We start from the raw sequence: 12,098 nt of genomic DNA, 5'->3' as shown, positions 1-12,098 counted from the left end.
CACCCGCTCATGGCAGGCGCCGGAGGGCAGCGGTGAGGGCGTCCAGATGGCGGGAGACCGGCCCCAGGGTCAGCAGTCCACTGCCCGCCCCGGCCAACTCGGCTTCGGCTGGGGCGAGTTCACGATGTGCCCGCTCCATGGTCTCCCGGTCGCCGATGGCGACGGCCGCATGGGCCAGCAGACACCACAGGAACTCGAACAGCAGGTCGTGCGGCGGTTCCGGGGCCTCGCTCAGCGCCACGGCGGCCTCGTCGTGGCGGTCTTGCGCCAGCAGCACCAGCGGTCGGGTCCACGGCGCGTAGGGACCCCAGTCGATGTGCTTGTCGACCGGGGCGGGACAGCCCCTGCGCAGCCGCACGGACAGCAGCGCGAGCGGCAGCAGACCCCGCTCCAGGCCGGGCATGCCCGCGCCGTCCAGACGGGCGGCGGCGTCCCGGTAGGCCGATTCCACCTCATTGTCCGGTGCGCCGCCGGTCGCGGCGAGCCGCAGCACCCGGTACCACCGGGTGAACACGGCCACCAGTGGCAGCTCATGGCGCTCGGCCAGACGGTCCGCGGCGCTCGCGTGGCCGTCGGCTCCGGCGAAGTCGCCGAGCGCGGCGCGCGCCTGGAGGCGGATGAGGTGGCCGAGCACCTCGAAGGTGGCCAGGCCGTGCCGGGCGGACAGGGCGACCAGCTCGGCGCCGATCCCGTCCCGGTGCGGCGCCAGTCCCGCGCGGTAACAGCTCTGCATGAAGGCGCCGTTGAGGGCGAACGCCAGCAGTGCGGGGTCGTCCAGCTCGCGGGCGATCCGCTCCGCCTGCCCGGCGGCCTGGCGGCCGCGCGCCGCACGGGTGCCCCGCGACTCCAGGGCGATGGTGGCCAGCAACCGGGCACGCGCGGACGGATGGCCGTTCGACGGCAGGGCGGTCAGCGTACGCTCGGCCGCCGCGACCACCCACGCGGCCTGGTGCGGATCGTCCGCGCGTGTCCAGATCGCCGGGACGTCGTACGCGCCGATCACCCGGGCGGTCAGCTCCGTGTCGCCCAGTTCCTCGGCCGCCGCGATGGCCGCCACCCGGTGTTCCCGAGCGGCCACCAGACCACCGCCCCCGGTCACCGCGAGATGGCGCAGCAGGCCGACCGTCGACTCCAGCCGGGTCCGCGCACCGGATGCCACGGTGCGGTCGTACGCGGCGGTGGCCCGGGCCCACACCCGCTCGGCCGCCGCACCCGCCCCGTCGGCGGACGCGGGGTGTCCGGTGGTTTCGAGGTGGCCGGAGTGATCTTCCAAGTGGTCCGCGTGATCGAGGATGTCCGCCTCCAGACGGCGCAGCCCCGGCCCTGGATCCACCCCCAACTGCTCGACCAGCAGGGCGCGTGCCCGCCGCAGCACCGCCAGCGCGTCGCCCTGCCGGCCGGTGCGGTACAGCGCCAGGGCCAGCAGCCGCCAGGCGTCCTCGCGCCACGGATGCTCCACGACATGCGCGTCCAGATCGGGCACCACCTCACCGGCGCGACCCAGGGCGAGGCGGGCCTCGGCCCGGCGTTCGACGGCGTGCAGCCGTAGCTCCGCGAGGCGTGAGCGCTCCGCGCGGGCCCAGAGCTCATCGGCGAACTCCGCGTAGGCGGGGCCGCGCCACCGGCCCAGCCCGGAGTCCAGCCGCATGAGCGCGCCCTCGGGCGGGAGCGTGGCGGCCGCGGCCACCTCGTCTTCACAACACCATGCGTCCACCGCGTCCGGCTTCGCGCGCAGTGCGTACCCCGGGCCCTCGGTCACCAGCAGTTGGGCCGGGGCGCGGGGCGGGCGCTGCGGTTCCAGCGCACGGCGCAGCGCGGCCACGAAGGTGCGCACCGCGCCGACTGCACCCGCGGGCGGGGTCGGCCACAGATCCTCCGCCAGGCGGTCCACCGGTACGACGCGCCCGCGGGCCACGATCAGCCGGGCCAGCACGGCACGGTGGCGTGGCCCCTTCAGGGCGATCGTGTTTCCGGCGTCGTCCCAGGCCGTCACCGGCCCCAGCACCCCGAAGACGACCCGCACCCCGGCCACCTCCTTCTCCGCGCCCCGTCACCTCGGGACACCCCAGGTCACCGTCGGCGGTGCCCACGCTAGCGTGCTCATCGGATGCTCATCCGGGCCCGGCAGGCTGATGGCCCCCGGTCAGCTACGGAAAGAGAACCAACACCATGACGTCCGCCACCGCCACGGCCATCGCCGGTTTCGAGTATCTGCGTGTTCCCGTCGCCGACGGCCTGTCCTTGAACGACGGGGTGTCCCTGAACGTGGCCGTCGCGGGCTCGGGTCCCGCGATCGTGCTGTTGCACGGCTTTCCCCAGACCCATGTGATGTGGCGGCATGTCGCCGCCGACCTGGTGGCCGATCACACTGTCATCTGCCCTGACCTGCGCGGATACGGCGCCAGCGATAAACCGGAGGCCACTGACGCGACCACCTATGCCAAGCGGACGATGGCCGCCGACATCGTCGCCCTGGCCCATGCCCTGGGGCATGAGCGCTTTGCGCTGGCCGGGCACGACCGCGGTGCGCTGGTGGCCTTCCGCGCCGGTCTCGATCACCCGGCGGCCATCACTCGGCTGGCCTGCCTGGATGTGCTGCCGACGCTGGACATGTGGGAGGTGATGCACGGGACCGCCGCCGCCGTCGGTTTCCATCTGTATCTGATGGCGCAGCCGCCGGGGTTGCCCGAGCGGCTGATCAGCGGCTGTCCGGACGCCTTCTTCGGCCATTTCCTCGACACCTGGACCCACGACCCGCAGGCCATCCCCGCTGAGGTGCGCGCCGCCTATCTCGGCGCGTGCCGCTCGGCCGTGCCCTCGATCGTCGCCGACTACCGTGCCTCCGCGGGGATCGACGTCGAGCACGACCAAGCGGACCGGGACGCCGGTCACCGGCTGCGGATGCCGGTGACCGTGCTCCAGCAGGACTGGGGTGCCGCTCTCGGCTTCGACGCGGACGGACGGTGGCGCGCGTGGGCGCCCGATCTGCGCCACACCACCGTCACCAGCGGGCACTTCATGGCCGAGGAGACACCCGCGGAGGTCACCAGGGCCCTCAGGGATCTGCTGGCCCGATGAGGTGACTACAATGCGTTACGAACCAGCCACTCCTCGTCGTTGTAGGTGTTCCTCGCCGGGTCCGGTGCCGTCGCCGGGCGCTCTTCGACCATCTCCTCGGGGCGGACACGCTCCGGCAGTGCGCCGAAGCGAGCACGGCGCCCTTCCTCGGCGGCATCCTGGAGCTGCTTCCGATCGTTCTCCGCGTGGGTCATCGTCGCCTCCTTCGATCGGGAAACGTCATGGGCGGGGGAGTTGTTCCCTCCGCCTCGCCCGGCCGGCCGCGGACGTCACGCGGCCCGTGCACAGCGCGCTCGCCATCGTTCATAAGGACTACTCGGAGGTAAATGCGGTGTTGGCGACGCGCAGATGTTTCAAAACGAAATTACATACTCGGTCGTACTTCTCGCTCGTGCCTTTCATCGCCGAAACCGTACTGGCGAGTTGGGAAAGTTTCTTGCTGGGCGGGTGAAAAGAATGGCATGTGGCGCATAAGATGCACGTGTTCCCGGACGACCACGCACCCCCCAGAACTCCCACGATCGGACCGGCTGTTGGCTGCCCCAGCCGCCGTCGTCCATGCCGCGCTCACACCGACGTGAGGCGGTCGGCATCAGACCGGAAGCCATGCGCCGACGTTGAACGCAAAATGACCACCCAACTCGCGCATGGGCACCGGCGAAATCGTGGCAGGCGGGCTCTGCGAAGAACTGACACCATCGGGGTTGGACCATGCCATTGCTCGCCTGGAAGGCCATGAAAGACACCCTCGTACGACGGGTTCTCTCGAAGCGTGCGTTAGGGGACCGAGCGCCACTCCCGGTGGCCGGTGACGGCACCGGCTCCGGTCCGGCCGCGGGGGGACCGAGGGGCGGCGGACGATGAACCGGTCGTCGATGGCGTCGCTGGTCCGTGAGTCCGCGGACGGCGACATGGCGGCGCTCCGGGCGGTACGGCAGGGCCGTACCTCGCTGTTCCGGGAGGTGTACGACCGCCATCAGGCGGCGGTTCACGCCTATGCGCTGACCTGCACCACATCACCGGGGCTCGCGGCGAAACTGGTGTCGGTGGCCTTCACCAGACTGGGGGAGCGGGTGGCCTCAGCGCATCCGCTGGACCGCGGCCGCCACGCGGGATGTGTGCGATTGCAGCTGCTGGAGTCCACCCGGATGGCCGCGGTGGCCGACGCACTGAAACAACCGCACGCCTTCTCGTCCGGGTTCATGGCATGGATCGCCAGTGGCTCGGTGTGGCCCATGCACGACGACGGCCAGTTGCAGGTGGCGTACGAGGGACTGACACCGGTGGAGCAGTGCCTGTTATGGCACACCCTGGTCGAGCAGGACGACTTGGCGGCCGTGGCCGACATCACCGGTCTCGCGGGCCGACAACTGCGGGAGCGTCTTGCGGCGGCCGACCGTGGTCTGCGGCGCTCGCGGATGGAGCTGTACCTCGAGCGGGTCGACAGCGAGGACTGCATCAAGGTTCTCGGCGGCAACGGCGGTCTTCCCTACAGCCCACCGGGACCGGAGGTCACGGCACATCTGGCCGCGTGTCCCCGGTGCCGTGCCCGCTACGAGGATCTGGTGCGGCTCGACGCCCGCGCGGCACGGCATCTGCCACTGCGGTTGCTGGGGTGGTGGCGGGCGGATGAGTACGGGCGGAACAAGGAGGCCACCGCCCGTACGCCGCCGCGGGACCGGCCGGTTCGCGCCGCGCCGGGCGCCCGTCCCCCGGGTGCGGGCCGCCGCCGGCGCCGCGGTGTCGGGCCGGTGCGGAAGGCGATGGCATGGTTGCGCGGAACACGTCGCAGGACAACGGTCTTTGTGGCGGTGAGCATCACCGTGGCCACGGCGCTCGTCGGCACCCTGGCGATGCGGTGGATGGAGTCGTCCGAACCGGCCACCTGCGGACCGGGTGGCCAGGACCCGGGTGTGACGGCTCCTCCGGACACCGGCCCCTCCCTCTCCGTGCGCCTGCGGGTGAACGCCGACCAGTACACCGCTCAGAAGGGGACCGCCGGGTCCACGTCCGGCTACCGGCAGGCGCGCACTCTGAGCGACGGGGACCAGCTTCGCTACGACCGGGTCGACTTCGGCGGGGAGGGAGACGGCCGCCTGGTCACCCGGGTGTCCAACGGCAGCGAGAGCGGAGCGCGGCTGGAGCTCCGGCTCGACTGCCTGGACAGTCAGCCCTGGGCCACCATCACCGTCCCCGCGGACGGGGAGCAGGAGGATGTCACCGCCGAGGTCCGGGCCGTCCGGGGACGACACACGGTGTTCATCACCGCGGTCTGTGACACCCACGAGCCATGCGGGGATCTCCACTGGTTCGGCACGGTGGCCTACTGACACCCTGTGCGTCGATGCTTTCTCGGGCAGGCGGGTCGATGGTGAGGTGACTTTCGGGCATTACTGGCAGGCGAGCGCGGATGTGCGCACAAAAGTTCGGGTGTCTCGGAAGTGCGGGCAGCCTATGGACATGACGAGGGAATTTCCCTGGTGCTCTCCTCATAAATTCCTGAAAGGATCCGTGGAAGCGGAGAAATGCACCCTCGATACGGGTATGCGCGCCGATGGCGACCACCGCCAAAAGCCGCCCCGTCCGCCACCGTCACTCTGGCTCACTCGGCGGTCGTGAACAGCTCCTCCGCCGCGTCGACCGCCTTCGCCAGGGCTGCGGGCTCCGGTCGCAGCCCCGCCACGATCGTGTCGATGCCGCGCAATCCCGCACGTTGGAGGAGCCGTTTCTCGTTGGTGACCCGTTCACCGCGCGCCGCCAGCACGGCGTGTCCTGTCTGGAGCGCGGCGGTGGCCAGGGCTCCGGCGACCTCCGTGGCCTGCCCGCGCGGTGCGTACGCCGCCCTGGCGTACTGGAGCGTCAGAGCCGCCCGGCCCCGCCACTCCGGTGGGGCCGCCGCGCGCAGCGCTTCGGGGAACGCGGGGCGGGGCAGGGAGCCGCGCAGCACCGTGTTCAGGGCGAGTTCGGCGACCAGCAGATAGCTCGGAATGCCCGCCAGATGGAACATCAGCGGCTCCCAGTGGAAGCGGCCCTGCCGGGACTCGGCGAGTTGGTGTTCGACGACATCGAGGTCGCGGTAGTGGACATCGACGCGCCGCCCGTCGATGGTCAGCCAGGCACCCCCGTTGAACACCCCGCCGCCCCAGGCGCCGAGGTCGGACACCTCACCGTCCCAGCCGACGGCCCGCAAGGTGTCCGGATCGAAGGCGTCCCGGTAATACACGGCCAGGTCCCAGTCGCTGTCCGGGGTGTGATTGCCCTGAGCCCGTGAGCCGCCGAGGGTCACGGCGCACACCGTCGGCAGGGCCGCGAGCCGGTCGGCGATGGGATCGAGAAACGCGTCGTCCGTCGTGCCGATCATGGCAGTAAGGCTATCGCCGTGGTGGTGTGCGCGGGCACGGGACAGTGCCGTCGCCCCCGCCTTGGCTGGAGCGGAGGTCGGGCGGTCGACAGCTCACGGCGGACGGCCGCCCAGGCGGTGGCCGCCCCGCCCCCATCAACCCGCCGCCGGTCACGGCCCGTTCAACGCGCTCCGGGTCGGACTGGTCGGGGTGGTGCCGGGGCCGAAGCGGATGTCAATGGCGGCAATCTTGTCCGCGACGACGCCGAGCGCGGCGTCGCGCGGGGTGATGCCATGCCGCTGGGCATCGGTGAGCACATCGGAGGTGATCCGGCGCATGGACTCGCGGACTTGGTGCTCGGCCTGGGCGGCGTCGGCGCCGATGTCGCCGAAGAGGGTCCACCACCACCATGCGTTCGTGGCCGAGTTGGCGACGAAGTCCGGTATCACCCGCACACCGCGTGCGTGCAGCGCGGCCTCCGCCTCGGGAAGGGTGGGCATATTGGCGGCCTCGGCGATGACACGCGCGCTGATCCGGGTCTGGTTGACCGCGTCGATGCAGTAGGAGACCGCGGCGGGCACCAGGACATCGCAGTCGATGCCGAGCCAGGAGTCGCCGTCGGCTTCGCGGTCCCCGGGCCGCAGTCGGCCGCGGTCGATCCCACCGAGGGGGGCACGGCTGCGCAGCAGGTGTTCGACGTCCAGACCGTCCGGGTTGGCGATGACACCGTGTGCGTCGGCCACCGCGATCACCGTGACCCCCGCCTGGGCCAGATAGCGGGCGGTCGCGCCGCCCATCGAGCCGAATCCCTGGACGACGGCGCGTGCCCTACCGTGGGGGACGGCGATCAGATCCAGTGCGGTGAGGGCCGATTCGGCCACCCCCAGGCCACCGACCAGCTCGGGCAGTGGCACCCCGTCGACCTCGATGGCAAAGGCGTCCGCCAGCCGCTGCCGCGCCCGGCTCTCGTCGTCCAGCAGGGGGTAGATGGCCTGGATGGAACTGGCCAGCCCCACCCCGGCGATGGCCTCGTCGATGGTGTCCTGACGCATCCCGAGGTCCTCGCCGGTGGTCCAGTGGTGTTCCAGGACGCAGCGCACGGCCTCCAGGAAGCGGGCGAGGACCGCGCGGGCCTGCGGATCGTGCGGACTACAGTCGATACCGCCCTTGGCCCCGCCGAGCGGGATGTAGCGGCTGTCCGGGTCGTAGTGGAGCGCTTCCTTGCGCGTCATCCCGGCCGCCAGGCCGCGCACTTCGTCCAGGGTGCAGCCCTCACGCATCCGCAGTCCGCCGCTGGCCACGCCGCGGATCAGCCGGTCGATGACAACGAAGCCCCGCCGCCCGGTGACCGGGTCGGTCCAGATCAGCTGGAGATGCGGCTGTGTGGTACCGGCGAGGGGAGGTGTGCTCAAGGGGGTCGCTGTCATGGCTTCCGTCCAGGGCGAAGACCCGGCGGCCGACGCGCGGGGTGCCCCTGCCACATGGCCCGCAGGCTTATCGGTTACTGAATGACGATGTAGTAAGCGTTCCGCGCTTGTCAATACCACCGGGTCGCGCCGTGCGCCCACGCGGGGAACGCCACACCCGCGCACCGGAGTTACCGGGGTCCGCGCCGGGGGACCGAGTCGCGACCGCTCAGCCGCGCTCCAAGTCGGTGCTCTTCAGTCCCAGCTCACGGGCGACGATCTGGCGTGACCAGCCGACCGCCTGCTTCCGGTCCTGAGTGTCGCGGTGAACGATGGCCTGCACGGCCACCCCGTCCAGCAGGGCGGTGATCCGCCACACCGCGCCCCGCGGATCGTCGGTGGTGAACTCCCCGCTGTCCACGCCGTCCTGGATGATCGCGGTCAGCGCCTCTTTCCAGCGCAGATCCAGTTCCCGCCCGACCTTGCGCAGGGTCGGCTCGCGCAGTGCTCCCGCCCAGCCCTCGATCCACAGGGCCCAGCCCTTGGCCTGCCCGGTCGGCGCGTACCAGTCCAGAGCGGTGCGCAGCCGCTCCAGCGCGGTGGGCAGTCCGGCGGTGAGGTGGTCCAGATGATCCAGCTCGCGCTGTACGGCCCAGGCGAAGGCTTCGGCGATGAGCGTTTCCTTGTTCTGGAAGTGGTAGATCACCAGGGCCGGGCTCACCGACAGTTCATGTGCCACGTCGGAGATGCGCAGGGGATGGATGCCCTGCTTCTTGATCTGGGAGACGGTGGCGCGAAGGATCTCGCCCCGGCGCAGACTCGGGTCCTTGCGGCTGCGGGTCACGCCATGAGGATAGGACATGCCCCCACCGCGCCGGACGGACCCGGTGAACCACGTCGCGTAGGCGTCCGACGTCGTGCTGTGCGCGTCTCGAGCCCCAGTCAGCGGTCGGCCACTGGCGTTGCGCGGCCCCGCGGCCGACGGGATCCTGGAAGTGTCAGCCCTGCGGCGTGCGCTTGCCCGTCGGGCCGCTGACGGGTGTCTGGGCGCCGGCGCACTACCAGGAGATCGCCATGGACACCGGAACTCTGGAAGCGATGCGGACCACCTTGCGCGGGCCCGTGATCGGCCCGCAGGATGCCGAGTACGACCGGACCCGTCAGGTGTACAACGCCATGATCGACCGACACCCGGCCGCCTTTGTGTCCTGCGCGGACGCCGCCGATGTGATGGCCGCGGTCACCTTCATCCGCGACAACGGACTGGAACTCGCTGTCCGGGGCGGCGGACACAGCGGGCCCGGCCTCTGTCTCGTCGACGATGGCGTCACCATCGATCTGTCGCCGATGGCGGGGGTACGGGTCGACCCCGTTGCCAGGACTGCCCAGGTCGGCGGTGGCAGCCACCTCGGCGACCTCGACCACGCCACCCATGCCTTCGGACTCGCCACCCCCACCGGCATCATCTCCATGACCGGTGTCGGCGGGCTGACCCTCGGTGGTGGCCACGGCTACCTCACCCGCAGGTACGGCCTCACCGCGGACAATATGCTGTCCGCCGACGTCGTCCTGGCCGACGGCAGCTTCGTCACGGCCAGCGAGGCCGAACACCCCGATCTGTTGTGGGCGTTGCGGGGTGGCGGCGGCAACTTCGGCATCGTGACCTCCTTCACCTACCGGCTCCATCCGGTGGACACCGTCGGGGTGGCCATAACCGTCTGGCCGGTCGACCGCACCCGCGACGTACTCACCTGGTACCGCGAGTTCCTGCCGCAGGCGCCGGATGACGTGTACGGCTTCTTCGCCCTCTTCGCCATCCCGCCCGGCCCGCCGTTCCCCGAGGAGATCCACGGACAGAAGATGTGCGGTGTGGTGTGGTGTCACACCGGGGATCTGGACCACTTCGAGGAGGCGTTCACCTCGGTGCGGGAGCCCGGCCCCCGGCCTTCCACTTCGCGGAACCGATGCCCTACACCGCGTTGCAGAGCATGCTCGACCTCGTGATCCCCAGCGGGTACCAGTGGTACTGGCGCGGCGACTTCTTCGGCGACATCCCGGACGCCGCCATGGATGTGCACCAGAAGTACGGCGAGAACCTCCCCACTCCGCTCTCGCTGATGCACCTCTATCCGGTCGATGCCGCCGCCCACCAGCCGGGCCCGGACGACACGGCCTGGAGCTACCGCGACGCCGTCTGGTCCGGTGTCTTCGCCGGTGTCGACCCCGACCCGGCCAACGCCGGGACCATCAGGCAGTGGTGCGTCGACTACTGGGAGGAGATGCACCCGTACTCGATGGGGGGTTCGTATGTGAACTTCATGGGCGCGGGGGAGGGGCAGGAACGGGTCCGCGCCACCTACCGCGACCACTACGATCGACTCGCCCGCATCAAGCGCGCCTACGATCCCGACAACCTCTTCCACGCCAACCAGAACATCAAGCCCGCCACGGCGGTATGACCCCGCCAGCCCCCGCCAGCCCGCGCTGACGGATGCCGACCTCAGGTCGACTTCCGGCCAACGAGGGCCCGCAGTAGTCACGTTGGGTTGTCGATCAGTGGCGCTGGGTAGCTGTCTCGTCGCTCGGGGCGGACAGATCACCCGGGTCGAGCCGTGCGGGGGAGGGTCGCCCGCGTACGGGGCGCACCCTTGGCATTCGGCCCTGGAGCTGCATGTCCGAGAGCACCACCCTCAACGTCGAGACCGCGTACGGCACGGTGTCCGGCCTCGTCGAGAACGGGATCGCCCGCTTCCTCGGCATCCCGTACGCCGCCGCGCCGCGGGGCATCAAGCGGTTCGCGGCACCCGAACCGCCCGCGTCGTGGACCGGTGTGCGGGCCGCCCACACGTTCGGCGCCACCGCACCGCAGCTGCCGCCGAAGGGGAAGGTGGGCGAGCTCTTCCCCAATCCGGTCGTCGTGGGCGAGGACTATCTCAACCTCAACGTGTGGACACCCGGCCCCCGCGCGAGCGGCGGCGCCGGTGCGCCGGTGCTGGTGTGGATCCACGGTGGCGGCTTCACCACCGGATCCAACGCCGTGACCGCCTACAACGGCGCCATCTTCGCCCGCGACGGCGTGGTCTGCGTGAGCGTCAACTACCGCCTCGGCATCGAGGGATTCGGCTATGTCGCGGACGCTCCCACCCCCGCCAACCGCGGGCTGTTCGATCAGATCGCGGCTCTGGAATGGGTGCGGGACAACATCGCGAGATTCGGCGGCGACCCCGACAACATCACCGTCGCGGGCGAGTCCGCCGGGGGGATGAGCGTGCTCACCCTGCTCTCCCTGGGTACCGGCCTCTTCCACAAGGCCATCGTCGAGAGCGGCTCGGCCCATAGCGCGCAGACCCGCGAGGACGCCACCCTGGTCACCGCCGAGGTCGCCGAGCGGCTGCGGATCGAGCCGACCGCCGAGGCCCTGGCCGCCGTACCGGTCGACGACCTCCTCCTCGCCCAGGAGGCCGTCAGCGAGGACATCGCCGCCACCACCGACCCCGAACGGTTCGGCGCGTCCACCATCGCCTCCTGCGGGCTGGGCTTCATGCCCGTCATCGACGGCGAACTCCTCCACCGCGCGCCGATCGACGCGCTCGCCGGAGGCGCCGGAGGCGAGATTCCCCTGCTCATGGGGACCACCACCGAAGAGTTCCGCATCTTCGTGGTGCCCACCTCGCTGGTGTCATGGCCCGGTGAGAAACCGTTCCGCGACCGCTTGGCGGCGTACGGCGTTCCGGGCGACTTCTACGACCGCTACGCCGAGACCAACGTCCAGCCCTACGTACGCACCATGCCCTCGGGTATCGCCTGCGCGGTGCTCACCGACCGGATGTTCCGCATCCCCACGATCCGGGCCGCGGAAGCCCGGGCCGACGCCTCCGCCGCCACGTATCTCTTCGAGTTCGGCTGGCGCACCGACACCGCGCCCAACCTGGTCGGGGTCAAGCTCGGTGCCTGCCACAGCCTGCCGCTGCCGTTCGTCTGGGACACACTCGACAACCCCGACAGCGCGATGTTGACCGGTGACAGCCCGCCCCAGGAGCTCGCCGACGCACTGCACGGCCGCTGGGTGGAGTTCGCACGGAGCGGCGAGCCGGCCGCCTGGGCACCGTACGACACCATCCAACGGCCCGTCATGGTCTTCGAGCACAACAACGAGCCGTCGATCGAAGTCGTCAACGACCCGCGCGGCACCGAGCGCGAACTGTGGAAGGACCATCTCCACCCGACCTCCGACGACCAGGGCTGAGCAGCCCCGGACAGGCGGCCCCGGGGG

The 12,098-nt window shown here is 70.8% G+C and carries 8 protein-coding genes and 1 pseudogene; 4 read left to right on the top strand and 5 right to left on the bottom strand.

Annotated elements, in window-relative coordinates; translation table 11 throughout:
- Nucleotides 1-7: 7 nt before the first annotated feature.
- Nucleotides 8-2,023 carry an AfsR/SARP family transcriptional regulator gene (locus tag JK363_RS31500; protein ID WP_201880606.1) on the bottom strand — a complete coding sequence of 672 codons (2,016 nt, stop codon included), beginning with the start codon at nucleotides 2,021-2,023 and terminating at the stop codon, nucleotides 8-10.
- A 146-nt stretch (nucleotides 2,024-2,169) separates the two neighbouring features.
- Here JK363_RS31500 and JK363_RS31495 point away from each other — a divergent pair, with 146 nt between their 5' ends.
- Nucleotides 2,170-3,078 (top strand): alpha/beta fold hydrolase, encoded by a 909-nt coding sequence (locus JK363_RS31495; RefSeq protein ID WP_201880450.1) that lies wholly within the window; start codon nucleotides 2,170-2,172, stop codon nucleotides 3,076-3,078.
- A 5-nt stretch (nucleotides 3,079-3,083) separates the two neighbouring features.
- Here JK363_RS31495 and JK363_RS31490 read toward each other — a convergent pair whose 3' ends face one another.
- A complete protein-coding gene (locus JK363_RS31490; RefSeq protein ID WP_201880448.1) occupies nucleotides 3,084-3,272 on the bottom strand; it encodes a hypothetical protein in 189 nt (62 codons plus the stop codon).
- A gap of 666 nt (nucleotides 3,273-3,938) precedes the next feature.
- Between JK363_RS31490 and JK363_RS31485 the strand changes: the two genes are divergently transcribed.
- On the top strand, nucleotides 3,939-5,408 hold the full coding sequence (locus JK363_RS31485) for a carbohydrate-binding protein (RefSeq protein WP_201880447.1): 1,470 nt from the start codon (nucleotides 3,939-3,941) through the stop codon (nucleotides 5,406-5,408).
- A gap of 272 nt (nucleotides 5,409-5,680) precedes the next feature.
- Here JK363_RS31485 and JK363_RS31480 read toward each other — a convergent pair whose 3' ends face one another.
- From JK363_RS31480 to JK363_RS31470, 3 genes are all read right to left on the bottom strand, one after another.
- Nucleotides 5,681-6,439, bottom strand: coding sequence for a nucleotidyltransferase domain-containing protein (locus tag JK363_RS31480; protein ID WP_201880445.1), 759 nt, complete (start codon nucleotides 6,437-6,439; stop codon nucleotides 5,681-5,683).
- 150 nt (nucleotides 6,440-6,589) lie between these two features.
- Nucleotides 6,590-7,831 carry a Glu/Leu/Phe/Val dehydrogenase dimerization domain-containing protein gene (locus JK363_RS31475; protein ID WP_236076256.1) on the bottom strand — a complete coding sequence of 414 codons (1,242 nt, stop codon included), beginning with the start codon at nucleotides 7,829-7,831 and terminating at the stop codon, nucleotides 6,590-6,592.
- Between the two features lie 223 nt (nucleotides 7,832-8,054).
- Nucleotides 8,055-8,669 (bottom strand): TetR/AcrR family transcriptional regulator, encoded by a 615-nt coding sequence (locus JK363_RS31470; protein ID WP_307821938.1) that lies wholly within the window; start codon nucleotides 8,667-8,669, stop codon nucleotides 8,055-8,057.
- Between the two features lie 230 nt (nucleotides 8,670-8,899).
- Here JK363_RS31470 and JK363_RS31465 point away from each other — a divergent pair.
- Nucleotides 8,900-10,284: pseudogene (locus JK363_RS31465) on the top strand (FAD-binding oxidoreductase).
- A 212-nt stretch (nucleotides 10,285-10,496) separates the two neighbouring features.
- Nucleotides 10,497-12,071 carry a carboxylesterase/lipase family protein gene (locus JK363_RS31460; RefSeq protein ID WP_201880440.1) on the top strand — a complete coding sequence of 525 codons (1,575 nt, stop codon included), beginning with the start codon at nucleotides 10,497-10,499 and terminating at the stop codon, nucleotides 12,069-12,071.
- Nucleotides 12,072-12,098: the final 27 nt, after the last annotated feature.

Source organism: Streptomyces coffeae (assembly GCF_016741875.1).
Taxonomy (GTDB): Bacteria; Actinomycetota; Actinomycetes; order Streptomycetales; family Streptomycetaceae; genus Streptomyces; species Streptomyces coffeae.
This window is presented reverse-complemented; position numbering and strand designations above follow the sequence as displayed.

Excerpts from the sequence above, each read along its gene's own strand:
- JK363_RS31495 (WP_201880450.1), top strand. The coding sequence starts at position 2,170 with ATGACGTCCGCCACCGCCACGGCCATCGCCGGTTTCGAGTATCTGCGT.
- JK363_RS31490 (WP_201880448.1), bottom strand. The coding sequence starts at position 3,272 with ATGACCCACGCGGAGAACGATCGGAAGCAGCTCCAGGATGCCGCCGAG.
- JK363_RS31485 (WP_201880447.1), top strand. The coding sequence starts at position 3,939 with ATGAACCGGTCGTCGATGGCGTCGCTGGTCCGTGAGTCCGCGGACGGC.
- JK363_RS31480 (WP_201880445.1), bottom strand. The coding sequence starts at position 6,439 with ATGATCGGCACGACGGACGACGCGTTTCTCGATCCCATCGCCGACCGG.
- JK363_RS31460 (WP_201880440.1), top strand. The coding sequence starts at position 10,497 with ATGTCCGAGAGCACCACCCTCAACGTCGAGACCGCGTACGGCACGGTG.